The organism is Pseudonocardia hierapolitana (assembly GCF_007994075.1).
GTDB classification, from domain to species: Bacteria; Actinomycetota; Actinomycetes; order Mycobacteriales; family Pseudonocardiaceae; genus Pseudonocardia; species Pseudonocardia hierapolitana.
Genome location: NZ_VIWU01000001.1, coordinates 3757163 through 3781385, shown reverse-complemented (window position 1 = coordinate 3781385; position 24223 = coordinate 3757163). Strand labels below are relative to the sequence as shown.

Here is a 24223-nt window from a genome sequence, read left to right as displayed (position 1 = left end):
GCGTCAGGCCACCGCGATGCGGACGGCTTCCACGAGCTCCTGCACGCGCAGGCCGCGGGTGACGTCGAGGGCGGGCGGCGGGCCGGAGCCGTCAACGGCGGCGACGAGCTCGTCGAGCAGCGCGGCGTAGCAGGTGGGGGCGTCGGCGCCGCGGCCGGCGAGCCGGTGCCTCCCTGCGCCGCCGAACACCGTGAACTCGATCTCCGACGGGTCGACGGGCACGCGCATCGACAGCGTCACGGTGCTCTGCGCCCCGCCGGTGTGCAGGAGCCCGAAGCGCCAGAAGTCGGGCTCCTCGTACCGCGCCCACGGCACGTCGACGACCGGCCCGAGCGCGGCGTCGAGGAGATCGATCACGTGCGGCCCGAGGTCGGACAGCGCGCCCTCGTCGGCCCGCCATGGCGACGCGGAGTACGGCCCGCCCAGCAGCGACCCGGAGATCCAGCGGGCGAACGCCACGGTGTCCGCCCCGGCCGGCTCAGCAGGCATCTCCGCGAGCCAGTCGCGCACGGAAGGGGCGTGCCGCATCGTCAGAACCATCGTCGACCGCACGCCGGCCCGCTCGACCGCGTCGACCACCGCCCGGGCGTCCTCGACGGTGCCCGCGAGCGGCTTCTCGCAGATCAGGTGCTTGCCCGCGGCCGCGGCGAAGAGCGCGAGCCGGCCCTGCGCCTGCGGCGGCACGGCGAAGGCGACCGCGTCCACCGCGTCGAACAGCACCTCGAGGTCGGTGTAGGCGCGCGCGCCGAACTCGGCGGCGAGCTCGGATGCGGCCTGCGGACGGCGGGTCCACACGGCTGCGAGCTCGGTGCCGGCGTGGGCCGCGAGGCCCGGCGCGTGCACCGTGCGGGCCCACGGGCCGCCGCCGACCAGTCCCACCCGCAGCCGATCCATGGCGCACATCCTGCCCCGAGCAGCAGCGCCGCCCCCACTAGCCTCGCCTGCATGACCTCCGCACCGGTGATCCCGCGGCCTGCCGCGACCGTGCTGCTGGTGCGTGACCACCCCCATCCGCCACCCGGGCGCTCCCCGCTGCAGGTCTTCCTGCAGCGCCGCGTGACGGAGATGGCGTTCGCGGGCGGGATGACGGTGTTCCCCGGCGGCGGGGTGGACGCGAGCGACCGCCCCCACCCGGACCGCTGGGCGGGCCCGGAACCGCGGTGGTGGGCCGAGCGGCTCGGGGTCGACGCCGACCTGGCAGGTGCCTTCGTGCACGCCGCTGTCCGCGAGACCTTCGAGGAGTGCGGGGTGCTGCTGGCCGGGCCGCGCACACCGGCCGGGCTGGACCGGCTCCGGGCCGATGTCGTCGCCCGGCGCCGGTCGTTCGACGACGTGCTGGCCGGCGCCGGGCTGGTGCTGCGGGCCGACCTGCTGCACGCCTGGGCCCGCTGGATCACGCCTCACGACTACCCGCGCCGCTACGACACCGCGTTCTTCGTGGCGCGGGTGCCCGACGGGCAGGAGGCGGACGCGCACACCACGGAGGCGGTCGAGGCCGTCTGGTGGCATCCCGACGAGGCCCTCGAACGCTGGCAGGAGGACGAGATGCAGCTGATGCCGCCGACGGCGCGCACCCTGCAGGAGATCGCCGGGTTCGGCGAGAGCGCCGCGGTGCTCGGCGCGGCGGCGGAGCGGGTGATCCGGCCGATCACACCCGTGGTGCGCAGGGACGGCGACCGGCTCGTCTCCGTGCTGCCCGACCGCACGACGTTCCCCGCCGTCGGCTTCCCCGGCCACCTCGCATGACCGGCCCCGCCTACGGCGTGCAGCGGCCGGTGACCCCGCTGGCCTCGGTGCTGCTCGCCGAGAACCCCTCCCCGATGACCCTCGACGGCACGAACACCTGGGTGCTGCGGGCGCCGGGCGAGGAGAGGTGCGTGGTGGTCGACCCCGGTGAGGAGGACGACGTGCACCTGCGGCGGGTGGCCGCTCAGGGCCCGGTCGCGCTGGTGCTGCTCACCCACCGCCACCACGACCACGCAGGCGGCGCGCGCCGCTTCGCCGCGCTCACGGGCGCCCCGGTGCGGGCCCTCGATCCCTCGCTCGTGCTCGGGTCGGAGGCACTCGGCGACGGAGACGTCGTGGCGGCCGCGGGCGTCGAGCTGCGGGTGGTCGCCACCCCCGGCCACACGTCCGACTCGCTGTCGTTCCTGCTCGACGGGCCGGGCGCCGACCAGGCCGTGCTCACCGGAGACACGATCCTCGGCCGCGGCACCACCGTGATCGCCCACCCGGACGGTGCGCTCGGCCCCTACCTCGCCTCGCTGCGCCGGCTCGCCGACCTCGAGCCGGGCACCGCGGTGCTGCCGGGCCACGGACCCGAGCTCCCGGACGCGCCGTCCGTCGCCACGGCGTACCTCGCCCACCGCGAGGAGCGGCTGGAGCAGGTGCGGGCAGCGCTCGCGCAGCTCGGTCAGGACGCCACGCCCCGCCAGGTGGTGGAGCTGGTCTACGCCGACGTCGACCGGGTGCTCTGGCCCGCTGCGGAACTCTCGGTCCGCGCCCAGCTGGACCACCTCCGCACGCCCTGACCCGTTGCAGCATGGCCACCTTCATGCCACCTCGTTGCGTGAAGGTGGCCATGCTGCAATCAGGCGACCGGGGCCGGCGCCTCCACCGGCTGCGGCAGCAGCGTCGACCGGCGCAGCCACAGCACCATCGCCAGCACCACGCCTGCCGCCCCGCCGGACACGAACGCCGCGGGCGGGCCGAACGCCTCCACGACGAGCCCCGCGCTCGACTGGCCGGTGGCGATACCGAGGGTGGCGGCCGTGATCACCCATCCGAACGCCTCGGCGGCGGCGCCGGGCGGGGCCGCGATGTCGACGGCGAGGGAGTGGCCGGTGACCTGGGGTGTGATCAGCGCTCCCGACACGATCATCGTGATCACGAGCACCGCCATCGAGCCGGTGGGTCCGACGAGCGCCATCGCGGCCACCAGCACCGCGAAGCCGCCGAGCAGCGCCGGCATGCGCAGGTGCAGCGGGCGCGGCCACGGGCGCATCCCGTAGAGCACGCCTGCGAGCACCGAAGAGATCGACCACGCCGACAGGAGCACGCCGCCCAGCGTGGGTGAGCCCGCCGCCGCGGTGACCGCGGGGAGGCCGACCTCCACCGAGCCGATGACCAGCCCGAACCCGAGGGAGGCCACGGCCACCGTGCGCATCCCCGGCCTGCCGAGCGCGCCCAGGAGGGAGACACCGCCGTGAGCGGGGGTGCGCCCGATCCCGCGGGCCGGGCCGCTCAGCGCGAACGCGCCTGCCCCGAGCGCCATCGCGGAGCCGGCCACGACGAGGCCTAGGCCCGGCCAGGGCGCCGCCACCAGGAACGCGGCGATCGCCGGGCCGAGGATGAAGAAGACCTCCAGGCTGATGGCCTCGTACGTGAGGGCTGCCGAGCGGGCGGAGCCTGCCGGCACGAGCACCGTCCACAGCGATCGGGAGGCCCCCTCGAGCGCGGGCCGGACGATCCCCGCGCCGGTGGCCAGCGCCACCACCACCGGCAGCGGCTGCCCGGTCTCGATGGCGGTCACCAGAGCCGTGACGGCCAGCACGAAGAGCACGACGACCGTCAGCAGCGGTCGGCTCGGGCCCAGCCGGTCGACCACCCGGCCCTGGGCCACCGAGCCCGCGGCCACACCGATCATCTGCCCGGCCGAGACCAGGCCCGCCGCGGCGAACGACCCGGTCTCCCGCTGGACGTAGAGCAGCGTCGCCAGCGGCAGCATCGCGATCGGGAACCGGCCGACGGCGGAGGCGAGGACCGGCACCACGGCCCCTGGAGCCGTGAGGGCGGCGCGGTAGTCGGCGAGCGACGCTGATGACGACATGGCCCCAGGGTCGCACATTCTGGTACGGCCGTACCACTAATTTCGGCCGAACATGAACGGACGGCACTGCCGAGAGGCAGTGCCGTCCGTCAGGTGAGGATCTCGAGGGCTACCGGGCGCGGCGGGCGAGCCGCTCCGGCTCGAGGATCAGCACGCTCTTGCCCTCCAGGCGCAGCCAGCCGCGGTGGGCGAAGTCCGCGAGCGCCTTGTTGACGGTCTCCCGGCTCGCCCCGACGAGCTGGGCGATCTCCTCCTGCGTGAGGTCGTGCGTGACGCGCAGCAGGCCCGACTCCTGCGAACCGAACTGGCGCGCGAGCTGCAGCAGCGCCTTCGCGACACGCCCGGGGACGTCGGTGAAGATGAGGTCGGCGAGCGCGTTGTTCGTGCGCCGCAGCCGGCGGGCCAGCACGCGCAGCAGCTGCTCGGCGATCTCCGGGCGCTTGCCGATCCACTCCCGCAGCGCGGGCCGGTCCATCGTGTACGTGCGGACCTCGGTGACGGCGGTGGCCGACGACGTGCGCGGGCCCGGGTCGAAGATGGACAGCTCGCCGAACATGTCCGACGGGCCGGCCACCATGAGCAGGTTCTCCCGGCCGTCGGGCGACTTCCGCCCGATCTTGACCTTGCCGCTGCCCACGATGTACAGCCGGTCGCCCGGCTCACCCTCGGCGAAGATCACGTGGCCACGCGGGAACTCCGCGGGCTCGAGCGCCTGGGCCAGCGCCTCGGCCGCGTGGGGCTCAACACCCTGGAAAATCCCTGCGCGGATCAGTATCTCGTCCACTGCGTCGCTCCTCGTCCCAGGCCGCTGCCCCGCGGCCGGATCACCGGCCGGTCAGTCTAGGGGTTGCGCGCACCCTGTGTGACGCCGCAGCCGTCGAATTCCCTGCCCGACCGGGCGAGTTTCACCCGGTCTCGCCCTCGTGGCCCGGTCAAGCCGCCTTGCTGCGCCGGGTCGACTTGCGCCCTCGCGAGCCCCGGTTGCGCAGCCGGAAGAGCTCCAGTGCTCGCCCCGACCCCTGTCGGAAGAGGGCGCGCACCTCGTCGGGGCGAGGGCGTTCGAGGAGCTCTTCGACCTCTTCAGGGCGCACGGTCGCCTCCCGCAGCCGGGACTCGACGCGCTCCATCCCGAGCGCGAAGAACATCACCAGTAGCGGCACGAGGACGGACAACCAGGCAGTCATATCGCGTCCGATGCTCTCGCACCGCGCCGGGCAACTCGCGCCGGGGGTCGACGAGTTCCCATCCCGTTACCACTTCGTGACCTGGACCAGCACTCTCCGTGACGATCCACACGCCCGGTGACCCGCCGGCGTCACAGGTTGTCGGAGGGCTTCCGTAGGCTCCTCCACCGTGACCATCGCCTCCCGGAGCACGCCGACGGCACGCAGCGCGGCGCGGCTCGCCAAGCGGGTCGCCGCCGGGGAGCCTGCGCTCGGCCGCTCCCGGCGCGTCGCGCGCATGCTGCGCACGCTGGCCGCCACCCACCCCGATGCCCACTGCGAGCTCGACTTCACCACGCCGCTCGAGCTCGCCGTCGCCACGATCCTGTCCGCGCAGTCCACCGACAAGATGGTCAACTCCGTCACGCCTGCGCTCTTCCGGCGCTACCCCACCGCGCTCGACTACGCGCAGGCCGACCGCGCCGAGCTCGAGGAGATGATCCACAGCACCGGCTTCTTCCGGAACAAGGCCAACTCGCTGATCGGGATGGGCCGGGCCGTCGTCGAGAAGCACGACGGCGTGCTGCCGCACACGCTCGAGGAGCTCGTGGCCCTGCCCGGGATCGGCCGCAAGACCGCCAACGTGATCCTCGGCAACGCGTTCGGCATCCCCGGCATCACGGTCGACACCCACTTCGGGCGCCTGGTGCGGCGCTGGGGCTGGACCGGCGAGGAGGACCCGGTCAAGGTCGAGCACGCGGTCGGCGCGCTCGTGCCCAAGCGGGACTGGACGATGGTGTCCCACTACGTGATCTTCCACGGCCGGCGCGTCTGCCACGCGCGCAAGCCGGCGTGCGGCGCGTGCACGCTCTCCGCCGACTGCCCCGCCTACGGCGCAGGCCCCACCGACCCGGTACAGGCCGCCGCCCTGGTGAAGGGCCCGTCGCGCCCCCACCTGCTGGCCATGGTCGGCATCCCCGACGACGAGGCACCTCCCGCGGCAGGCGGCGAGGACGCCGACGCCCCGTGAGCGGGGAGCTCCGGGTGCGCCGCTCGGAGGTCGTCGCCACGCTGGTGGTCGTGCTGCTCGCGGCGGTGGCGGTGTTCGCGCTGTGGCCGCGCGATAGCGACACCTCCGCGCCCCCTGCTGGGACCATGGAGCAGGTGCAGGTCTCCGACGCCGACCTCGCCGCACCCAGGGCGGCCGCGGGATCCGTACCGTGCCCGGGCCCCACGGGCGCGGCTCCTGCAGGTCCACTCGCCGGGGTCACGGCCCCGTGCCTGGGCGCCCCCGGCGCCGTGGACGTCGGGGCGGCGCTCGCGGGCCGTCCGGCGCTGGTCAACGTGTGGGCGTCCTGGTGCGTGCCCTGCCGCGAGGAGCTGCCTGCACTCGCCGAGTACGCGGCGCGGCCGGGGGCGGTGCCGGTGCTCACCGTCGACACCCGCGACGACCCGCGGGCCGCGCTCTCGCTGCTCGCCGAGCTCCAGATCAGGCTGCCATCGGTCATCGACGCCGACGGCGTGCTGCGCGCTGCGCTCCACGTGCCCCCCGCGCTGCCCGCCTCGTACGTCGTGCGAGCCGACGGCTCGGTCGCCCGCGTCGACCCGCCCACGCCGTTCCGCACCGCCGACGAGGTCGCCGCCGCCGTGGAGCGCCTCTCGTGAACCTCCGACCCGAGCTCGCCCCGGAGTGGCTTCGACCGCTGCTGTCCGGCGTCCACGGGATCGACGCCGCCGAGCTGGTGCGCCACCGCCTGCCGCCGCCTGCCCGCGGCCGGCGCGCATCCGTGCTGGTGCTCTTCGGCGACGAGGCCGCCCACGGGCCGGACGTCCTGCTCCTCGAGCGCGCCAGCACGCTGCGCCAGCACGCCGGGCAGGTCGCCTTCCCGGGCGGGGGCGCCGACGCCGACGACCCCGACGCGGTGGCCACCGCTCTGCGGGAGGCGGAGGAGGAGGCGGGCGTCGAGCCGGACGGGGTGGTGCCGCTCGCGGTGCTCCCCGACCTGGTCGTGCCGCCGTCCGGGTTCATCGTCACGCCCGTGCTCGCCCACTGGGCGCGCCCGGTGGCGGTGCACGCGGTCGACCCGCGCGAAACGGCCAGCGTGGTGCGGGTGCCCATCGCCGCCCTCGCCGACCCGACGCACCGCATCCTGGTCCGTCACCCGTCCGGGTTCACCGGTCCTGCCTTCGTCACGGCGGGGTTGCTCGTCTGGGGTTTCACCGGGGGCCTATTGTCCGCGCTGTTGGATCGAGGCGGATGGGCGCGTCCGTGGGACACCACTCGGGTGATGGACCTCGACGCAGCGTGGTCGTTGGCGCGGGCCCGTCAGCAGGAGATCGCAGGATCGTGAGGGTGGGGGCAGGGGCGGCGTGAGTTGGGTTGATCTCGTCGTCGTCCTGCTCGCCCTGATCGCGGCCGTATCGGGATGGCGCCACGGCATGGCCGTGGCGCTGCTGTCGTTCGTCGGCGTGCTCACCGGCGCGGTGCTCGGCGTGCGGCTCGCGCCCCTGCTCGCGGCGGGCGTCGAGGCGCCCACCACGCGCGTGATCGTCAGCATCGTCGTGGTGGTGCTGCTGGTGGCGCTCGGTGAGACCACCGGCGTCTTCTTCGGCAGGCGCATCCGCGACCGCATCACCGGGCACCGGTCCCTGCAGGTCGACTCCACGCTGGGTTCGGTGCTGCAGGCGATCACGGTCGTCGTGGCGGCATGGCTCGTCGCGCTCCCGCTCGCCTCGGCCAGCTTCCCCGGCCTCGCCGCCGGGGTGCGCGGCTCCGAGGTCCTGCGCGCGGTCGACAACGTGATGCCCGAGGCGGCCAAGGCGTTGCCCGAGGAGCTGCGGCAGCTGCTCAACAACTCCGGCTTCCCGGACGTGCTGAGCCCGTTCGCGGAGACCCCGATCACCGAGGTCGGCGCGCCCGACCCCGCGCTGGCGCAGAGCCCGATCGTCTCCGACGTCGCGAGCAGCGTGCTCAAGGTCCGCGGCCGCGCGCCCTCGTGCGCCCGGCAGCTCGAAGGCACCGGGTTCGTGATCGCCCCGGAACTGGTGATGACCAACGCGCACGTCGTCGCGGGCACGGCCGAGACGGGCGTGGAGGTGGTCGGCAGGCGCGGCCGGGTGCAGGAGCTCGACGCCGAGGTGGTGCTCTACGACCCGGCCGTGGACGTCGCGGTGCTCCGCGTGCCCGACCTCGCCGCCGAACCGCTCCCGTTCGACCCCCGCCCCGCGTCGGCGGGCGACGACGCGATCATCGTCGGCTACCCGCTCGACGGCCCGTACACGGCCACGGCGGCCAAGGTCCGCTCCATGATCCGGCTCAAGGGCCCCGACATCTACGACGACGGCGAGGTCACCCGCGAGGTGTACACGGTGCGGGCCGTGGTCCGTTCCGGCAACTCCGGCGGCCCGATGATCGCGCCGGACGGCCGCGTGATCGGCGTCGTGTTCGGCGCCGCGCTCGACGACCAGGAGACCGGCTTCGTCCTCACCGTCGAGCAGGTCCGCGGCGCCGTGCAGGCGGCCAACAGCCTGCGCCGCGAGGTCGACACGGGCAGCTGCGCCGCCTGACCGTGCCAACGGGCCGCCGACGCACCCCGGGTCGCCCGGCGCTACCCGTCGACAGGTAGCGCGGGCGGACAGCAGGGGCGCGGGCGGAGAACGGGCGCGTGAGCGGCGCAGATCGTTCCGATCAGCACACCACGGGCTCGGCGAGGACGTTGATGTACACCTCGGGCCGATCCCGGGAGCCCTCGGGCGGCGTGATCCGCAGTTCGGCGCATTCCCGGCTGAATACGGCCGCTTTCGCACCGACGCGTTGATCACGCCCGTCGGACCGCCTTCGGTGGCGCCGCGCGCCCGAAGGGCAGGCCGGTGGCCTGCCCCTGTTGTGCTGCCCGAGAGGGGCCGCAGAGGCTCGGAGGTCAAGGGTCGCGCAGCGATCGCGGAGCGACGCCGCAGGCGCCCTTGAGCTCTGAGGGGCGGCCCCGCACAATGCGCGGCGCCACCGAAGGCCCCGAGCGCCTACTCGAACCATCGGGCCCGCTTCAGCCGACCGCCGGATCAGCGCTGTCGAACTCGCCGCCACGAACGCCTGCGAGGAAGGCCGCCCAGTCGGCGGCGGCATGGCGGTGCGCGGGGAGGGCGCGGTTCTTCGTGTCCCGCACCGCGACCGCGCCGGGCAGGAACGCCACCTCGACGCAGTTCTCGCCGTTGCCACCGCTGAAACTGCTCGTGAACCAGCGGAGCTCGTCGTCGCCCACGGCCTTCTCCTTCGGACGGGCTCACCTCCGGGCCAGCCGCTGGATCAGCGCCAGTGACTCGGCCGGGTCGAGCGCGTCGGACAGCACGCACTCGAACGCCACCCTAGCCCGCGCGACCTCCGCCTCCTTGTGGAGTATCAGAGCGCCGATGGTGTGCTCGACGTGGGCCATTTCGGGCTCGCCGAGCTCACCGAAGCTGAGGATTGTGAAGCTGGAGGCCAAGCCGGCATGGGCGCCGACAGCGCTCGGCAGCACCCTCAGCGTCACCGTGTCCAGGTCGGCGAGCACGGCGATCTGCTCGAGCTGCCTGCGCAGGACCTCCGGGCCGCCCACCGGCCGGTACAGGGCCGACTCGTCGACCACCGTCACCAGCTCCAACGGGTTCTCCTCGGAGTTCAACCGCTGCTGGCGGTACATCCGGGCCGCGACCTCGTTGTCCAGCTCCTCATCGGTGCGCCGCACCGGAACCCCCCGCATCAGGGCCCTGGCGTAATCGGCGGTCTGCAACAGGCCGGGTACGTAGCCGAGGGTGAAGACCTGGACCCGACGCGCCTCGGTCTCGAAGGCGATGTAGCTGTTGTTGCCCAGCCCGTAGGCCCGCCACCATCCGGGCTGCTGGGCCTCCCTGGCGAGTTCGAGCAGCTCGTTCCACCGGACCCCGCCGACGTCGTACACGTCGAGCATGCTCTTCACCCAGTGCACGTCGATCACGACCTGGGCGTTCTCGATCCGGCTGAGCTTGCTCACCGAGAAGTCCAGCTTCGGCGCCGCCTGCTCCAGGGTGAGCCCGGACTGCTCGCGCAGCAGCTTCAGCTGCCGGGCCAGCACCCGCCGTCGGATCATCGATCCCTCGTGCCGCGTCACGTGACCCCCCGCTCCGTCTCGATCACGGATCGTGGCACGGGGAAACCCGGGATCGGGAATCCCACTGCCGTGCTCGCTCACTCCCGAGACCGACACACACACACGCCTTCACGCGATCGGGTCAACAACGCGCCGAGTTCGGCCTATTCTCCCAGCGTGAACCGGGTCGGACCTCGATCGACTGCCGCCCTCGGGGTGATCGCACCGCTGTTGTCCGGGGCAGTGGCTGCCGCGGCCTCCGTGCTGCTGCTCGGCTGGCCTCAGCGGCCACCGCTGCCCGGGCAGGTGGGTGCGGTGGCCGCTGTGGTGCTGGCGGTGGTGGCGGTGGTGCTCGTGTTCGCGCCGGCCGTGCGGCCGCGGTCAGACGTCGCGCGTGATCGTCTGCTCGCGGCCGGGGCCGACGCCGATCGCGCTGACCGGAGCCCCGGTCAGCTCCTCGATCCGCTCCACGTAGGCGCGGGCGGTGGCCGGGAGGTCGTCGAAGGTGCGGCAGGCCGAGATGTCCTCGAACCAGCCCGGGAGCTCCTCGTAGACCGGCAGGGCGTGGTGGACGTCGGTCTGCGTCATCGGCATGTCGTCGACCCGCCGCCCGTCGACCTCGTAGCCGACGCAGATCGGCACCGTCTCCAGGCCGGAGAGCACGTCGAGCTTGGTGAGGAAGAAGTCGGTGATGCCGTTGACGCGCACGGCGTAGCGGCCGATGACGGCGTCGAACCAGCCACAGCGGCGCGGACGCCCGGTCGTGACCCCCACCTCGCCGCCGGCCTTGCGCAGGTGCTCGCCCATCGCGTCGAGCAGCTCCGTGGGGAACGGACCTGAGCCGACGCGGGTGGTGTAGGCCTTGAGGATCCCGATCACCCGCGTGATCCTGCTGGGACCGATCCCCGAGCCGACCGCCGCGCCGCCCGCCGTCGGGTTCGAGCTGGTGACGAACGGGTAGGTGCCGTGGTCGACGTCGAGCAGGGTGCCCTGGGACCCCTCCAGCAGCACCGTCTCACCGGCCTCGAGGGCCTTGTTGAGCAGCAGGCGCGTGTCGGCGATCCGGTCGGCGAACTTGCGGCCGTGCGCCAGCACGGTGTCGACGACCTCGTCGACCGAGAGCGCCCGCCGGTTGTAGACCTTGACGAGCACCTGGTTCTTGTAGTCGAGGGCGGCCTCGACCTTCTGGTGCAGGATCTTCTCGTCGAGCACGTCCGCCACGCGGACCCCGACGCGGGCCACCTTGTCCTGGTAGGCCGGCCCGATCCCGCGGCCGGTGGTGCCGATCTTGGCCTTGCCCAGGAACCGCTCGGTGACCTTGTCGATCGCCACGTGGTACGGCATGATCAAGTGCGCATCCGCGCTGATCAGAAGATTGCTCGTGTCCACGCCGCGCGCCTCGAGGCCGGAGAGCTCGTCGAGCAGCACGCCGGGGTCCACCACGACGCCATTGCCGATCACGTTCTTGACGCCGGGGGTGAGGATCCCGGACGGGATGAGGTGGAGAGCGAAGTCCTGACCGTTCGGCAGCACCACCGTGTGGCCGGCGTTGTTGCCGCCCTGGTAACGAACCACCCACTGGACCTGGCTACCGAGAATGTCGGTGGCCTTGCCCTTGCCTTCGTCGCCCCATTGGGCGCCGATCAGCACGATCGCCGGCATGTGAAACTCCAGTCCTGGCCGCACCTCAACCGCGGCGGGGAAGGGTAACCGATCAGTGAGCCCGATCGATTCGGACGTGGTGCTGCTGACCTGCTCCGATCAGGGGCAGGCCCGGCGGCTCCCCGTGCACGGTAGTCGCCCTGGTGGTCCGCTCGCTGCCCTCACCGCCGTGGCCTTGCCCGCTCGCCCCGGCCGCACCGACCTCGACCCCGTGCTCGCCGAGCACGCCCCGCGACGGGTCGTGGTCGCCGGCACCGACGCCGACCTCGCCGCCGTGCTGCTGCGGCTGCTGCGCACCGAGCGGCTGGACGTCGAGGTGGCGTACGTGCCGGCGCGGCGCTCGCCCGCCACCAGGGCCTGGGGCTTGCCGACCGGATCCGCCGCCGCGGCGCTGGCCGTCGCGGGGACCGCGTCCCCCGTACCGCTCGCGCGCGACGACACCGGCGGGGTGCTCGTGGGCCGCGGGGAGATCCGCGACGTCCGCGGCGAGTGCTACTGCGACGAGAATCTCGTACTGCGCGGGCGCGCCCGCCGCCTCGTCGTCGCCCCCGGACCGCACGGGATCGCCGTGCGGGCCGGCTGGGGTGGCCGGGCACCGGACGGGCGCATGCGGCCGGTGCCCGCCCGCGCCCCCCGCGGTGCGGGCTCCGGGCTGGGCAGGGCGGTGCAGGTGGGCTGCGAGCCCGCGATCGTGGTGGCGGACGGCGTACCGCACCCGCGTCCGGTTCCCCGCAGGACCTGGTACCGGCATACGTCCGACTGGCTGCTCGTGCGCCCCTGAACGCAGGAGCAGGGTCACACCGAGTGAGGGCAGGACACACCGTGTTCACCTGATCAGATCACGCGCGAAACATCGCGTTCCTACGTTCGGCCGAGGGCCGGAGCACGGCGGCCCGTCGTCTCGGAAGGAACGCCTGTGACCACATCTCGATCTCGCCGGGCCATCAGGGCCGCTGCCCTGCTGACAGCCGGCCTGATGCTGTCCGCCTGCGGCGCCCGCGTCGACGCCGCCGGATCCGGCGGCCCGGCCGCCGCCCCGTCCTGCGTCGACACATCGGGCAACGAGATCAAGATCGGTTTCCTGAACTCGCGCTCCGGCACGATGGCGATCAGCGAGAACACCGTCTTCGACTCGCTGTCCCTCGCCGCGGAGCAGATCAACGCCGCAGGCGGGGTGCTGGGCAAGCAGCTCTCGGTCGTCGCGGAGGACGGCGCGTCGGAGCCCACGATCTTCGCCGAGAAGGCGCAGAAGCTGATCCGCAGCGACTGCGTAGCGGCGGTGTTCGGCGGCTGGACCTCCTCGTCGCGCAAGGCGATGCTGCCGGTGTTCGAGAGCAACAACTCGCTGCTCTTCTACCCGGTGCAGTACGAGGGCCTGGAGTCGTCGAAGAACATCTTCTACACCGGCGCCACCACCAACCAGCAGATCATCCCGGCGCTGGACTACCTGAAGGAGCAGGGCGTCACGAGCCTGTTCCTCGTGGGCAGCGACTACGTCTTCCCGCAGACCGCCAACAAGATCATCAAGGCGTACGCGGCCGCGAACGGCATCGAGGTCAAGGGCGAGGAGTACGCACCGCTCGGCCACACCGACTTCGCCACGATCGTCGCCAAGGTCCGCGACGCCGGCGCCGGCGCGGTGTTCAACACGCTCAACGGCGACTCCAACGTCGCGTTCTTCAAGGAGTACAAGAACCTCGGCCTGACGCCGGCCGCGATGCCGGTGATCAGCGTGTCGATCGCCGAGGAGGAGGTCGGCGGCATCGGCGTGGACAACATCGTCGGCCAGCCGGTGGCCTGGAACTACTACCAGACGATCGACACGCCCACGAACCAGCAGTTCGTCGAGGCCTTCAAGGCGAAGTACGGGGCGACCCGCGTGACGTCGGACCCGATGGAGGCGGCGTACGCGTCGCTGTTCCTGTGGAAGGGCATGGTCGAGAAGGCCGGCTCGTTCGACGTCGCCGCCGTGCAGGCCGCGGCCGGCGGGGTGAGCTACGACGCCCCCGAAGGCACCGTCACCGTCAACGGCGAGAACCACCACATCGCCAAGACCGCCCTGATCGGCAAGATCGGCGCCGACGGCCTCATCCACACCGAGTGGTCCTCGGGCGCGCCGATCGAGCCGGACCCGTACCTGACGACGTACCCGTGGGCCTCCGGCCTCGCGAGCTGACGTGGACGTCCTCGTCACGCAGATCTTCAACGGCCTGTCCGGCGGCTCGATCCTGCTGCTCGCGGCGCTCGGCCTCGCCCTCACGTTCGGCCAGATGGGCGTGATCAACATGGCGCACGGCGAGTTCATCATGGCCGGCGCCTACACCGCCTACGTCACGCAGAACGTGCTGGGCTCCGCCGGGCTGTCACTGGTGGTGTCGCTGCCGATCGCGTTCGCGGTCGGCGGCGTGCTCGGGGTGGTCCTCGAGGCCACGCTGCTGCGCCGGATGTACCACCGGCCGCTGGACACCCTGCTCGTCACCTGGGGGGTCTCGCTGGTGCTGCAGCAACTGGCCCGGGACGTGTTCGGCACGGCGGGCGTCGACGTGCCGGCGCCCGGCTGGCTCTCCGGGCCGGTCGAGCTGCTCGGGTTCTCGTTCCCGCGCACGCGGCTGTTCATCCTGCTGCTCGCGGTGGCGGCGTTCGTCGCGCTCGCCGCCGCGCTGCGCTACACCGCGCTCGGGCGGCGGATCCGCGCCACCGTGCAGAACCGGCCCCTCGCGGAGACCTCCGGGATCTCCACGCGCGCCACGGACCGCCTGACGTTCTTCATCGGGTCCGGTCTCGCGGGCGTCGCGGGGGTGGCGCTCACGCTGATGGGCTCGATCTCGCCCAACCTCGGTACGTCCTACATCGTCGACGCGTTCCTCGTGGTCGTCGTCGGCGGGATCGGCCAGATCAGGGGCGCGGTGATCGCCGCGTTCCTGCTCGGCGTGGCGCAGAGCTGGATCGAGTACTCCACCACCGCGTCGATCGCGAAGGTGCTGGTGTTCGCGCTGATCGTCGCGTTCCTGCAGGTCCGACCCCAGGGGATCTTCACCGTGCGCACCAGGAGCCTCGCATGAACCGGCGCTGGGCGGTGCCCGCCGCGTTCGCCGTGGCCGCCGTGCTGCTCTTCGCCGTGGCCCCGCTCGCGCTCAGCCCGTTCCGGCTCGACCAGCTCGGCCGCTACCTCTGCTTCGCCATCGTCGCGGTCGGGATCGGGCTGGCGTGGGGCCGCGGCGGGATGCTGACCCTCGGCCAGGGCGTGTTCTTCGGGATGGGCGCCTACCTGATGGCGATGCACCTGAAGCTCGCCGACGCCGGTCCCGGCGGCACGCCCGACTTCATGGCGCTGATCTCGTCGGACGGCGTGCCGTGGTGGTGGGAGCCGTTCCGCTCCGAGGTCGTCACGCTGCTCGCGATCCTGCTGCTGCCCGCAGCCGTCGCCGCCGTGCTGGGCCTCGCGACGTTCCGGCGCAGGGTGCGCGGGGCGTACTTCGCGATCCTGTCCCAGGCCCTCGCCGCGGCCTTCGCGATCCTGTTGATCGGCAATCCGACCGGTACCGGCGGCTCCACCGGCCTGTCCGGCTTCCGCGGCTTCTTCGGGTTCGCGCTCTCCGACCCCGCGAACCGCCTGGTGCTGTTCTTCACGGCAGCAGGCGTGCTGCTGCTCGTGCTCGCGCTCGTCCGCCAGCTCATGGTGAGCCGCTTCGGCGAGCTGCTCGTGGCCTGCCGCGACGCCGAGGAGCGGGTGCGGTTCCTCGGCTACGACCCGGCGAACGTCAAGACGGTCGCGTTCGTGGTGGCGGCGTTCATGGCCGGCATCGCGGGGGCGCTGTTCGTGCCGATCGTCGGCATCGTCTCGCCCAACGACGTCGGCATCGTGCCGTCCATCGGGATGCTCATCGGCGTCGCCATCGGCGGACGCACCACGCTGTTCGGGCCGGTGCTGGGCGCGATCGCGGTGGCGTGGGCGGGCAGCGCGCTCTCCGAGCAGTTCCCGTCGGGCTGGACCTACGCCCAGGGGCTGCTGTTCATGCTGGTGATCGCCTTCCTGCCCGGCGGGCTCGCGTCGCTGGCGTGGCGGCGGCGGGCGCGTGCGGCGGGACCGGCTCCGGTCCCGGCACCCCTTCCGGCTACGCAATGAGCGAGCGCACGTCTCCCTGTGGGGGAGACCCGCTGAGTGCCGCTTGCCGGCCGGCGCCGTCTTGCGGGGGAGGCGCGCAGGGAGCGAGGAACGAGCGACCGAGCACCGGAGGAGCAAGGCGGCGTCATCAAGGGCCCGCAAGCCCGCCGGAGCGGAGCGGAGGCAGATGAACAGGGACTACTTGGAGATCTCGGGCCTCACCGTCAGCTTCGACGGGTTCGTGGCCGTCGACGGCGTGGACCTCTCGGTGCTGCCGGGCGACCTGCGGTTCCTCATCGGGCCCAACGGCGCAGGCAAGACCACCCTGATCGACGCCGTCTCCGGGCTCGTGCCGGCCACCGGGTCGGTCCGCTACGGCGGGCACGAGCTCACCGGCCGCAAGGTGCACCGGATCGCCCGGCTCGGCGTGGGCCGCACCTTCCAGACCGCCACCGTGTTCGAGGAGCTCACGGTGCTGCAGAACCTCGACATCGCCGCCGGCCACCGCCGCGGGCCCCTCACGCTGGTCCGGCGCAGGCGGGACATCCCGGAGGAGGTCGAGCGGGCCCTCGAAACGGTCGGGCTGACCGAGCTGGTCGACGCCCCGGCCGGGGTGCTCGCGCACGGCCAGAAGCAGTGGCTCGAGATCGGCATGCTGCTCGTGCAGGACGCCCGCTTGCTCATGCTGGACGAGCCCGTGGCGGGCATGAGCGCGGAGGAGAAGGACGAGACGGGCCGGCTGCTGCAGCGCATCGGCGCCGACCGAACCGTCGTGGTCGTGGAGCACGACATGGACTTCATGCGCTCCTTCGCGAACTCCGTCACCGTGCTCCACGCCGGGAAGGTGCTCGCCGAGGGCAGCGTCCGCGAGGTGCAGGCCGACCCCCGCGTGCAGGAGGTCTACCTCGGACCCGGCCACCACTCGCAGGCCGAGGTCGAGACGGTCCTCGGAGAGGTGTCGTAGATGCTGACCATGACCGACGTCGAGGTCGGCTACGGCCGCACGTCCGTGATCCACGGCGTCACGATCGGGGTGCCCGCCGACGGGGTCGTCGCCGTGATGGGCCACAACGGCGCAGGCAAGACCACCCTGCTGCGTGCGGCCGTCGGGCTGTTGCCCACCCGGTCGGGCCGGATCCTGCTGGACGGCGAGGACGTCACCGGCACCCATCCGCACCAGCGGGTGCGACGCGGTCTCGCGTACGTGCCGCAGGGCCAGCAGTCGTTCGGGCAGCTGACCACGCTGGAGAACCTGCAGGTCGTCGCCGACACGAAGCCCCGCGGCAAGGGCCTGATCGACGAGGCGCTCGACCTCTTCCCGGCGCTGAAGGACCTGCTCGGGCGGCGCGCCGGGCTGCTGTCTGGCGGGCAGCGCCAGCAGCTCGCCATCGCCCGCGCGCTGATCACCCAGCCGCGGATGCTCATCCTCGACGAGCCCACCGAGGGCATCCAGCCCTCCGTGGTGGCCGAGATCGAGGACGCGATCCGTGGGCTCACCCGCCGCGGCGGGCTGTCGGTGCTGCTGGTCGAGCAGCACGTCGGCTTCGCCCTCGACGCCGCGAACCACTACTACGTGCTCGCTTCGGGGCGGGTGACGGCGGAGGGCAGCGGCGGCGCCGACTCGGTCACCGACGTGCGGTCGGCGATGGCGATCTAGGAGCGTGCTGAAGGGCCCCGGCCGTAGCGAGCGGCGTCCAGGTGGCCACATCGCAAGGCGGAGGAGGAGGCCGATACCGGGTCGTATCTGCGACGACGACAACGCAGCGAGGTGGCCGCCTGGGCGTCGCGCAGTAGGTCGGGGCTCTTCAGCACGCTCCTACATGGGCTCGAGGACGACGACCGGGATCTCCCGGTCGGTGTAGGTCGCGTAGGCCGCATAGGGCCGGTAGACCTGCACGAGCCGACCCCACAGCCGCTCGCGTTCCTCCCCTTCCGCGACCCGCGGCCGCACCCGGCGACGCACGCCGCCCGGCAGTTCGACCTCCGTCATCGGCATCGACATGAGGTTGTGGAACCAGGCCGGGTGCGTGTCGGTGCCCCCTTTCGACCCCACGACGACGAGGTTCGGGGCGTCGTCCAGGTAGATCAGGGGGTTGGTGCGCGGGACGCCCGACCTGCGGCCGACGTGGTCGAGCAGCAGGACGGGTGCACCGCGGAAGGTCCCCCCGACGCGCCCTCCGCTCCAGCGGAAGAGGACCCGGTTCAGGCGGGCGCCATGGCGGTGCAACTTCCAGAACGGGGACGAGGCAGGCGGGGCCTTGGGCATGCCAGATTCTGTCATAGTATGACAGTTGACAGCAAGTGACACATGGCGCTTTGTGTCGCGATCGTGCTCGGCGTACGGTGCCCCGGTGAGTGGATCCGGGCTGCGCGAACGCAAGAAGCAGCGAACGCGCGAGGCCCTGACCGACGCCGCCTGCGCGCTGTTCGCGCGCCAGGGAGTCGAGAACACCACCGTCGAGCAGATCGCGGTGGCCATCGACATCTCGCCGCGGACGTTCTTCCGCTACTTCTCGTCGAAGGAGGACGTCGCCGTCTCGGTGCTGGACCAGCAGGTCACCGAGGTGATCCGCGCGCTGGAGGCGCGCCCGCCCGCGGAGTCGGTGCTCACGGCGTTGCGCCGGGCCGTCGTCGGGACGGTGCGCGCACACGAGGACGCAGGGTCGGAAGACGGCGGGATCCGCCTCCGGAGCGTCCGCGCACTGCTGCTCAGCAGCCCGACCGTGCGGGCGGCATCGCTGCACCGGGGAGCGCTCCGCAGCGGCGAGATGGCGCGCCTGCTCGCGATGCGGATGGGCGTCGACCCGGCCCGCGACGGACGGCCGCAGCTGGTGGCGACGATCGTGCTGTGCGCGCTCGAGGCCGCGGTGGGCGAATGGCAGGTCCACCGGCCGGACGCGCCCCTGTCGAACCTGCTCGAGGAGGCGTTCGACCTGCTGGCGGGAGGTCTGGACTACCCGTCTGCTACCCCACGGCGCTCCTGATCAGATCGCGCACCGGGCCGGCGTCGATCCCGCGGTTCTCCAGCTCCTGGACGATGGCGTCGGCCACCGCGGCCGCACCCTGGGCCGCGACCTCGGGCCCCGCCTGCGCGATCTCGCTCTCGACGTTCTGCCGCAGCACCGAGCCGCCGTACCAGAGGCCCATCACGAGGGCGGCGACCGGCAGCAGCAGCGACGCGGCGAGGCCGAGCCCGGCGAGCGCCTTGGGGCGGGCGATCACGAGGGCGATCACGGCGAGCACGAACACCACGAGCGCCGCGAACATCACCGTGCCCAGGCTCAACACCTGGCCGCCGACGCCACCGACCCCGTCGCCGGACGTGATGCGGACCGACGCGAGCGTCTGGTAGGTCAGGTAGTACATCAGCGCCGACACGGCCAGCGCCAGGAGCAGCACCAGGCCTGCGAAGACCTGCCCGCGCCTGCGCGGCCGCCCCGACGAGTAGTCGTCGTAGTCGTCATCGGGAGGGTGGCGCGGCACCGGGCTTCGCGGGATCTCCGCCCGCACGGTCGGGATCGGCGTGGTGGGGAGGAACGCCGTCCTGTCCTGCGCCGCCGGGGGCGGGCCGGCGGGTCGGTGGCCGGCCGGGTGGGGAGCGGTCGGATGGGGAGCGGTCGGGTAGTGAGCTGTCGGTCGGGGAGCCGCATCGAAACGTGGCGGGCCCCACTGCGTTGGCTCGCTCATCCGGGCACCCTCTCACGATCAGGTGAGGGCTGCCCGGTGCAGGCGCATGCGCTCCGTCACGGAGGCCGCCGCAGAAACATGATCGAAGCATCCGAGTAACAAACCGCGGTGAGGATGGCGCCATGCACCTGAGCCCCCAGGAGCGCGACAAGCTGCTCGTCCACGTCGCGGCCGACGTCGCGCGGGCCCGCAAGGCACGCGGGCTGCGGATGAACTACCCCGAGGCGGTCGCGCTGATCACCGACCACGTGCTGGAGGGTGCGCGAGACGGGCGCACGGTCGGGGAGCTCATGTCGAGCGGACGAGAAGTGCTCTCGAAGGACGACGTGCTCGACGGCGTGGGCGAGATGCTCGACTCGGTGCAGGTCGAGGCCACCTTCCCGGACGGCACCAAGCTCGTCACCGTCCACAGCCCGATCGTCTGATGGCCGGCTCAGCAGGACCGGGTGGCCCCGGTGAGATCATCCCCGGGGAGGGGGCCGTGCCGCTCAACCCCGGCCGGGATCGGGTCACCGTCGTCGTCACCAACGCGGCGGACCGGCCCGTGCAGGTCGGTTCCCACTTCCACTTCGCCGCGGTGAACCCCGGCCTGGAGTTCGACCGGGCCGCTGCGTGGGGCCGCCACCTCGACATCCCCGCGGGCACGTCCGTGCGGTTCGAACCGGGCGTCGAGCGCGAGGTCGTGCTCGTGCCGCTCGCCGGCGCCCGCCGGGTGCCCGGCCTGCGCCCCGAGTTCGCAGGCGCTCTCGACGAGCGCGGATCGGAGCCCACACCGTGACGTCCATCGAACGCAGCCGCTACATCGACCTGTTCGGGCCCACGGCCGGTGACCGCATCCGGCTGGCCGACACCAACCTGCTGATCGAGGTCACCGAGGACCGCAGCCGCGGTCGCGCGTCCGGCGACGAGGTGCTGTTCGGCGGCGGCAAGGTGATCCGCGAGTCGATGGGCCAGTCCACGCGCACCAGCGCAGAGGGCGCCGCGGACCTCGTGATCACCGGAGCGGTCGTGCTCGACCACTGGGGCGTGGTCAAGGCCGACGTCGGCATTCGCGACGGCCGGATCGTCGGCATCGGCAAGGCAGGCAACCCCGACACGATGGACGGCGTCGACGATGCGCTGGTCATCGGCCCGTCCACCGAGGTGATCGCCGGGAACGGGAGGATCCTCACCGCGGGTGGGATCGACTGCCACGTCCACTTCATCACCCCGGGCCTGATCGACACCGCGCTCGCCGCGGGACTCACGACGCTGGCGGGCGGCGGCACCGGCCCGGCGGAGGGCACGAAGGCCACGACCGTGACGCCGGGGCCGCGCGCCATCGGCCGCATGCTGCAGGCCCTCGATCACCTCCCGATCAACGTGCTGCTGATGGGGAAGGGCAACACCACCAGCGCCGACGCGCTGTGGGAGCAGCTGCGGGCCGGCGCGGGCGGGTTCAAGCTGCACGAGGACTGGGGCACGACCCCGGCGGCGATCGACGCCTGCCTGCGGGTGGCCGACGCGTCCGGCGTGCAGGTCGCGATCCACACCGACACGCTCAACGAGGCGGGCTTCCTCTCCTCGACCCTCGCCGCGATCGGCGGCCGCTCGATCAACGCCTTCCACACCGAGGGCGCGGGCGGCGGGCACGCGCCGGACATCATCGAGGTGGTCGCGCAGGCGAACGTGCTCCCGTCGTCGACCAACCCGACCCGCCCGCACACCGTGAACACGATCGACGAGCACCTCGACATGCTCATGGTCTGCCACCACCTCAACGCCGGCGTGCCCGAGGACCTCGCCTTCGCCGAGAGCCGCATCCGGCCCAGCACCATCGCGGCCGAGGACTTCCTGCACGACATGGGCGCGATCTCGATGATGAGCTCGGACTCGCAGGCCATGGGCCGGATCGGCGAGGTGATCATCCGGACATGGCAGACGGCGCACGTCATGAAGGCCGCCCGCGGCGCGCTGCCCGGCGACGGCCGCGCCGACAACGTCCGGGCGCAGCGCTACATCGCCAAGTACACGATCAACCCGGCGCTCGCGCACGGCATGGCGGACGAGATCGGCTCGGTCGAGGTGGGCAAGCTCGCCGACCTCGTGCTGTGGGAGCCGAAGTTCTTCGGCGTCCGACCCGAGCTGGTGCTCAAGGGCGGGTTCATCGCGTGGGCGCAGATGGGCGACGCCAACGCGTCGATCCCCACCCCGCAGCCGGTGTTCCCCCGCCCGATGTTCGGGGCCGCACCGCTCGTCGCGGCCGAGACGAGCCGGAACTTCGTGGCCGCCGCCGCCCTCGACGCCGGCCTCGACCACCTGCGGCTCACCAAGCCGGCGCTCGCGGTGGCCGACACCCGATCGGTGTCCAAGGCGGACATGATCGCCAACGCCGCCACACCCGAGGTGAAGGTCGACCCGGACTCGTTCGCCGTGCGCATCGACGGCGAGCTGGTCGAACCGGCCCCGGTGTCCGAGCTGCCGATGGCGCAGCGCTACTTCCTGTTCTGATGAGCTCGCTCGCCGCCCTCACCCTCGCCGACGCCCGCTTCCCCGGGGGCGGCCACGTGCACTCCGGCGGGCTGGAGGAGGCCGTCGCCCGCGGGCTCGTCACGGGCGTGGCCGACCTGGCGCCGTTCCTGCACGGCCGGCTGCGGACGGCCGGGCTGGTCGCGGCCGCGTTCGCCGCCGCGGCGGTCGCGACCGCCCGCGGCGCCGGGGACCCGTTCGCCGTCCTCGACGCGGAGCTGGACGCCAGGACGCCTGCCGCCGCCCAGCGCGAGGCGTCCCGGGCCCAGGGCCGGGCCGCCCTGCGCGCGGCACGCGTGGCATGGCCGTCGCCGGTGCTGGACACGCTCGTGGCCGCAGCGGCCCGGCCGCACCATCCGCTGCTGGTCGGGGCCGTGATCGGAATCGACGGCGGGAGCCCGGCAGAGGCCGCGCAGTGTGCCGCCTACCTCGCCCTGAGCGGGCCGGCGTCGGCCGCCGTGCGGCTGCTCGGCCTGGACCCGTTCGCCGTCAACGCCGCGGTGGTCGCGCTGCGGCCCGCGCTCGACGCGGTCGTCGCCGAGGCGGCCGCGTCCCGGCCTGCCGACCGGCTGCCTGCGCCCGGCGCGCCGGTGCTCGACCTCATGGCCCAGGCCCACGTTCGTCAACACCGGGAGCAGGTGCGTCTCTTTGTCAGCTGAGCGGAGCGTGCGGAGCGAACATGAGCACTAGTCATGGTCATGGCCACGATCACCTGATCAGTCTCGACCCGACAGAGTCGGAGCCCGACCGGCACGAACCGCTGGAGCCGCGCGGTCGCGCGGTGCGGATCGGCATCGGCGGGCCCGTCGGCAGCGGCAAGACCGCGCTGGTGGCGGCCCTGGCCCGCGCGCTGGGCGAGCGGCTGAACCTCGCCGTCGTGACCAACGACATCTACACCACCGAGGACGCCGACTTCCTGCGTCGCAACGCGGTGCTCGCGCCCGAGCGGATCGAGGCCGTGCAGACCGGCTGCTGCCCGCACACCGCGATCCGCGACGACATCACCGCCAACCTCGACGCGATCGAGCTGCTCGAGGAGCGGTTCGGCGACCTCGACCTGGTGCTGGTCGAGAGCGGCGGCGACAACCTCACCGCGGTGTTCAGCCGCGGGCTGGTGGACCGGCAGATCTTCGTGGTGGACGTGGCAGGCGGGGACAAGGTGCCGCGCAAGGGCGGGCCGGGGGTCACCACCGCCGACCTGCTCGTGATCAACAAGATCGATCTCGCCCCGCTCGTCGGCGCCGACCTGGACGTCATGACCTCGGACGCGCACCGCATGCGCGGCGAGCTGCCCGTGATCGCGCAGTCGCTGGTGGCCGACCCGGCCGCCACGGAGGTCGCCGAGTGGGTCCTCGCCCAGGTGGCGACCGTCAGCACCCCGGTCTAGTGCGAGGGAGGGCACGCGTCGTCGTCGAGCTCGGCCCGGACGGGCGCAGCGTCGTACGGGAGCTGCGCTCGCAGCCTCCGTTGGCGCTGCTGCCCCAGCGGGGCGCCGCGGCCGCACGTTCGCCGGTGGCCACCGTGCACATGGTCGGCTCGGCCACGAGCCCGCTGGGCGGCGACGACGTGGCCCTCGACGTCGAGGTCGGGCCGGGCGCCGACCTCGTGCTCACCGGGGTGGCCGCAGCACTGGCGCTGCCCGGGCAGACCGGCAGGCCCAGCCGCCTCGTGATCCGGTTGCTGGTGGCCGACGGCGCCGGGCTGCAGTTCCTCCCCGAACCGACCGTGGTCACGCGGCGCGCCGACCACCACGGCGAGCTGCACGTCGGGCTCGGCGCCGGGTCGCGGCTGCGGTGCCGGGAGGTGCTGGTGGCGGGCCGCAGCGGCGAGGCGTCCGGCCGGTTCCGCGGGCTCGTCCGCGTGCGGGACGGGGCCCGGCCGCTGCTCGTGCAGGAGCAGGAGCTGGGCGACGCCGCGCTCCAGGCCTCACCCGCGCACCTGGCGGGCCGGCGGGTGCTGGGCACCGAGGTGCTCGTGTGGGGGGAGGACCCTGCTGAGGCGGTGGCCGGGGGCTGGTGGTCGCTCAGCCCGCTGCCCGGCCGGGGCAGCCTGGCCACGGCCGTCGGCAGCGACGCGGTCTCCGCGCAGCGCGCGCTCGCCGATGCCGTTGCCGCCCACCCCGGCTGGTCGGCGGGCGTGGTCGGCGACCAGCCGGCCGTACGGTGAG

28 protein-coding genes are annotated in these 24223 nt (G+C 73.0%); 19 read left to right on the top strand and 9 right to left on the bottom strand.

What is annotated here, in order from left to right:
- Positions 1–3: 3 nt before the first annotated feature.
- Positions 4–894, bottom strand: a complete 891-nt coding sequence (locus FHX44_RS18070) for a Gfo/Idh/MocA family protein (protein WP_170308948.1) — start codon at positions 892–894, stop codon at positions 4–6.
- A gap of 51 nt (positions 895–945) precedes the next feature.
- Here FHX44_RS18070 and FHX44_RS18065 point away from each other — a divergent pair, with 51 nt between their 5' ends.
- Entirely contained in the window at positions 946–1746 is an 801-nt protein-coding gene (locus FHX44_RS18065; protein WP_147256863.1) for an NUDIX hydrolase, read from the top strand.
- Positions 1743–2531, top strand: coding sequence for an MBL fold metallo-hydrolase (locus FHX44_RS43875; protein WP_147256862.1), 789 nt, complete (start codon positions 1743–1745; stop codon positions 2529–2531). Before FHX44_RS18065 ends, FHX44_RS43875 begins: the two co-directional genes overlap by 4 nt.
- A gap of 59 nt (positions 2532–2590) precedes the next feature.
- On the opposite strand, the gene FHX44_RS18055 is transcribed toward FHX44_RS43875, so the two are convergent.
- The 3 genes from FHX44_RS18055 to FHX44_RS18045 form a co-directional block, all read right to left on the bottom strand.
- A complete protein-coding gene (locus FHX44_RS18055; RefSeq protein WP_147256861.1) occupies positions 2591–3829 on the bottom strand; it encodes an MFS transporter in 1239 nt (412 codons plus the stop codon).
- Positions 3830–3938: 109 nt separating this feature from the next.
- Complete coding sequence (locus tag FHX44_RS18050; RefSeq protein WP_147256860.1) at positions 3939–4613, bottom strand: Crp/Fnr family transcriptional regulator; 675 nt, start codon at positions 4611–4613, stop codon at positions 3939–3941.
- 148 nt (positions 4614–4761) lie between these two features.
- Positions 4762–5013 carry a hypothetical protein gene (locus tag FHX44_RS18045; protein ID WP_147256859.1) on the bottom strand — a complete coding sequence of 84 codons (252 nt, stop codon included), beginning with the start codon at positions 5011–5013 and terminating at the stop codon, positions 4762–4764.
- Between the two features lie 277 nt (positions 5014–5290).
- On the opposite strand from FHX44_RS18045, the gene nth reads away from it, so the two are divergent.
- Genes nth through FHX44_RS18025 form a run of 4 tightly spaced genes read left to right on the top strand, consistent with a single transcriptional unit; the run spans position 5291 to position 8559 of the window.
- Complete coding sequence (gene nth, locus FHX44_RS18040) at positions 5291–6022, top strand: endonuclease III (protein ID WP_147261279.1); 732 nt, start codon at positions 5291–5293, stop codon at positions 6020–6022.
- Positions 6019–6657, top strand: coding sequence for a TlpA family protein disulfide reductase (locus FHX44_RS18035; RefSeq protein ID WP_246170460.1), 639 nt, complete (start codon positions 6019–6021; stop codon positions 6655–6657). Before nth ends, FHX44_RS18035 begins: the two co-directional genes overlap by 4 nt.
- The gene (locus FHX44_RS18030) at positions 6654–7343 is read left to right on the top strand and encodes an NUDIX hydrolase (protein WP_147256858.1); all 690 of its coding nucleotides are present in this window, start codon (positions 6654–6656) and stop codon (positions 7341–7343) included. The genes FHX44_RS18035 and FHX44_RS18030 overlap by 4 nt, the downstream gene beginning before the upstream one ends.
- A gap of 19 nt (positions 7344–7362) precedes the next feature.
- Positions 7363–8559, top strand: a complete 1197-nt coding sequence (locus FHX44_RS18025) for a MarP family serine protease (RefSeq protein ID WP_147256857.1) — start codon at positions 7363–7365, stop codon at positions 8557–8559.
- 476 nt (positions 8560–9035) lie between these two features.
- On the opposite strand, the gene FHX44_RS18020 is transcribed toward FHX44_RS18025, so the two are convergent.
- The 3 genes from FHX44_RS18020 to FHX44_RS18010 form a co-directional block, all read right to left on the bottom strand.
- Positions 9036–9251: a DUF397 domain-containing protein gene (locus FHX44_RS18020; RefSeq protein WP_147256856.1), complete on the bottom strand. Its 216-nt coding sequence runs from the start codon at positions 9249–9251 to the stop codon at positions 9036–9038.
- Positions 9252–9272: 21 nt separating this feature from the next.
- The gene (locus tag FHX44_RS18015) at positions 9273–10094 is read right to left on the bottom strand and encodes a helix-turn-helix domain-containing protein (protein WP_147256855.1); all 822 of its coding nucleotides are present in this window, start codon (positions 10092–10094) and stop codon (positions 9273–9275) included.
- 381 nt (positions 10095–10475) lie between these two features.
- Positions 10476–11756 (bottom strand): adenylosuccinate synthase, encoded by a 1281-nt coding sequence (locus FHX44_RS18010; protein WP_147256854.1) that lies wholly within the window; start codon positions 11754–11756, stop codon positions 10476–10478.
- A 169-nt stretch (positions 11757–11925) separates the two neighbouring features.
- Between FHX44_RS18010 and FHX44_RS18005 the strand changes: the two genes are divergently transcribed.
- The 6 genes from FHX44_RS18005 (at position 11926) to urtE (ending at position 17518) form a co-directional block, all read left to right on the top strand.
- Positions 11926–12537: a hypothetical protein gene (locus FHX44_RS18005; RefSeq protein WP_170308947.1), complete on the top strand. Its 612-nt coding sequence runs from the start codon at positions 11926–11928 to the stop codon at positions 12535–12537.
- A gap of 135 nt (positions 12538–12672) precedes the next feature.
- Entirely contained in the window at positions 12673–13932 is a 1260-nt protein-coding gene (gene urtA / locus FHX44_RS18000) for an urea ABC transporter substrate-binding protein (RefSeq protein ID WP_246170459.1), read from the top strand.
- Between the two features lies 1 nt (position 13933).
- Positions 13934–14818: an urea ABC transporter permease subunit UrtB gene (gene urtB / locus FHX44_RS17995; RefSeq protein ID WP_147256853.1), complete on the top strand. Its 885-nt coding sequence runs from the start codon at positions 13934–13936 to the stop codon at positions 14816–14818.
- A complete protein-coding gene (gene urtC, locus FHX44_RS17990) occupies positions 14815–15882 on the top strand; it encodes an urea ABC transporter permease subunit UrtC (protein ID WP_147256852.1) in 1068 nt (355 codons plus the stop codon). Before urtB ends, urtC begins: the two co-directional genes overlap by 4 nt.
- A 166-nt stretch (positions 15883–16048) precedes the next feature.
- Entirely contained in the window at positions 16049–16825 is a 777-nt protein-coding gene (gene urtD / locus FHX44_RS17985) for an urea ABC transporter ATP-binding protein UrtD (protein ID WP_147256851.1), read from the top strand.
- Entirely contained in the window at positions 16826–17518 is a 693-nt protein-coding gene (gene urtE / locus FHX44_RS17980; RefSeq protein WP_147256850.1) for an urea ABC transporter ATP-binding subunit UrtE, read from the top strand.
- Between the two features lie 159 nt (positions 17519–17677).
- Here the strand turns inward: urtE and FHX44_RS17975 are convergent, their stop codons facing one another.
- Positions 17678–18127, bottom strand: coding sequence for a nitroreductase/quinone reductase family protein (locus tag FHX44_RS17975; RefSeq protein ID WP_147256849.1), 450 nt, complete (start codon positions 18125–18127; stop codon positions 17678–17680).
- An 85-nt stretch (positions 18128–18212) separates the two neighbouring features.
- Between FHX44_RS17975 and FHX44_RS17970 the strand changes: the two genes are divergently transcribed.
- Positions 18213–18845 (top strand): TetR family transcriptional regulator, encoded by a 633-nt coding sequence (locus FHX44_RS17970; protein ID WP_147256848.1) that lies wholly within the window; start codon positions 18213–18215, stop codon positions 18843–18845.
- Here FHX44_RS17970 and FHX44_RS17965 read toward each other — a convergent pair.
- Positions 18826–19548, bottom strand: coding sequence for a hypothetical protein (locus tag FHX44_RS17965; protein ID WP_147256847.1), 723 nt, complete (start codon positions 19546–19548; stop codon positions 18826–18828). The genes FHX44_RS17970 and FHX44_RS17965 overlap by 20 nt on opposite strands.
- A 122-nt stretch (positions 19549–19670) precedes the next feature.
- Between FHX44_RS17965 and FHX44_RS17960 the strand changes: the two genes are divergently transcribed.
- The 6 genes from FHX44_RS17960 to FHX44_RS17935 are packed head-to-tail and all read left to right on the top strand — an operon-like array spanning position 19671 to position 24222.
- Entirely contained in the window at positions 19671–19973 is a 303-nt protein-coding gene (locus FHX44_RS17960; RefSeq protein WP_147256846.1) for an urease subunit gamma, read from the top strand.
- A complete protein-coding gene (locus tag FHX44_RS17955; RefSeq protein ID WP_147256845.1) occupies positions 19973–20326 on the top strand; it encodes an urease subunit beta in 354 nt (117 codons plus the stop codon). Before FHX44_RS17960 ends, FHX44_RS17955 begins: the two co-directional genes overlap by 1 nt.
- Entirely contained in the window at positions 20323–22038 is a 1716-nt protein-coding gene (locus FHX44_RS17950) for an urease subunit alpha (protein WP_147256844.1), read from the top strand. Before FHX44_RS17955 ends, FHX44_RS17950 begins: the two co-directional genes overlap by 4 nt.
- Positions 22038–22715 (top strand): urease accessory protein UreF, encoded by a 678-nt coding sequence (locus FHX44_RS17945; RefSeq protein ID WP_147256843.1) that lies wholly within the window; start codon positions 22038–22040, stop codon positions 22713–22715. The genes FHX44_RS17950 and FHX44_RS17945 overlap by 1 nt, the downstream gene beginning before the upstream one ends.
- 20 nt (positions 22716–22735) lie before the next feature.
- Positions 22736–23443: an urease accessory protein UreG gene (gene ureG / locus FHX44_RS17940; RefSeq protein WP_147256842.1), complete on the top strand. Its 708-nt coding sequence runs from the start codon at positions 22736–22738 to the stop codon at positions 23441–23443.
- Positions 23443–24222 carry an urease accessory protein UreD gene (locus FHX44_RS17935; RefSeq protein WP_147256841.1) on the top strand — a complete coding sequence of 260 codons (780 nt, stop codon included), beginning with the start codon at positions 23443–23445 and terminating at the stop codon, positions 24220–24222. The genes ureG and FHX44_RS17935 overlap by 1 nt, the downstream gene beginning before the upstream one ends.
- Position 24223: the final 1 nt, after the last annotated feature.

Excerpts from the sequence above, each read along its gene's own strand:
- FHX44_RS17960 (WP_147256846.1), top strand. The coding sequence starts at position 19,671 with ATGCACCTGAGCCCCCAGGAGCGCGACAAGCTGCTCGTCCACGTCGCG.
- FHX44_RS18010 (WP_147256854.1), bottom strand. The coding sequence starts at position 11,756 with ATGCCGGCGATCGTGCTGATCGGCGCCCAATGGGGCGACGAAGGCAAG.
- FHX44_RS18065 (WP_147256863.1), top strand. The coding sequence starts at position 946 with ATGACCTCCGCACCGGTGATCCCGCGGCCTGCCGCGACCGTGCTGCTG.
- FHX44_RS18045 (WP_147256859.1), bottom strand. The coding sequence starts at position 5,013 with ATGACTGCCTGGTTGTCCGTCCTCGTGCCGCTACTGGTGATGTTCTTC.
- urtE (WP_147256850.1), top strand. The coding sequence starts at position 16,826 with ATGCTGACCATGACCGACGTCGAGGTCGGCTACGGCCGCACGTCCGTG.
- nth (WP_147261279.1), top strand. The coding sequence starts at position 5,291 with ATGCTGCGCACGCTGGCCGCCACCCACCCCGATGCCCACTGCGAGCTC.
- FHX44_RS17975 (WP_147256849.1), bottom strand. The coding sequence starts at position 18,127 with ATGCCCAAGGCCCCGCCTGCCTCGTCCCCGTTCTGGAAGTTGCACCGC.
- FHX44_RS17965 (WP_147256847.1), bottom strand. The coding sequence starts at position 19,548 with ATGAGCGAGCCAACGCAGTGGGGCCCGCCACGTTTCGATGCGGCTCCC.
- FHX44_RS18070 (WP_170308948.1), bottom strand. The coding sequence starts at position 894 with ATGGATCGGCTGCGGGTGGGACTGGTCGGCGGCGGCCCGTGGGCCCGC.
- FHX44_RS18015 (WP_147256855.1), bottom strand. The coding sequence starts at position 10,094 with ATGATCCGACGGCGGGTGCTGGCCCGGCAGCTGAAGCTGCTGCGCGAG.
- FHX44_RS18055 (WP_147256861.1), bottom strand. The coding sequence starts at position 3,829 with ATGTCGTCATCAGCGTCGCTCGCCGACTACCGCGCCGCCCTCACGGCT.
- FHX44_RS17945 (WP_147256843.1), top strand. The coding sequence starts at position 22,038 with ATGAGCTCGCTCGCCGCCCTCACCCTCGCCGACGCCCGCTTCCCCGGG.
- ureG (WP_147256842.1), top strand. The coding sequence starts at position 22,736 with ATGAGCACTAGTCATGGTCATGGCCACGATCACCTGATCAGTCTCGAC.
- FHX44_RS43875 (WP_147256862.1), top strand. The coding sequence starts at position 1,743 with ATGACCGGCCCCGCCTACGGCGTGCAGCGGCCGGTGACCCCGCTGGCC.
- urtC (WP_147256852.1), top strand. The coding sequence starts at position 14,815 with ATGAACCGGCGCTGGGCGGTGCCCGCCGCGTTCGCCGTGGCCGCCGTG.
- urtD (WP_147256851.1), top strand. The coding sequence starts at position 16,049 with ATGAACAGGGACTACTTGGAGATCTCGGGCCTCACCGTCAGCTTCGAC.
- FHX44_RS17955 (WP_147256845.1), top strand. The coding sequence starts at position 19,973 with ATGGCCGGCTCAGCAGGACCGGGTGGCCCCGGTGAGATCATCCCCGGG.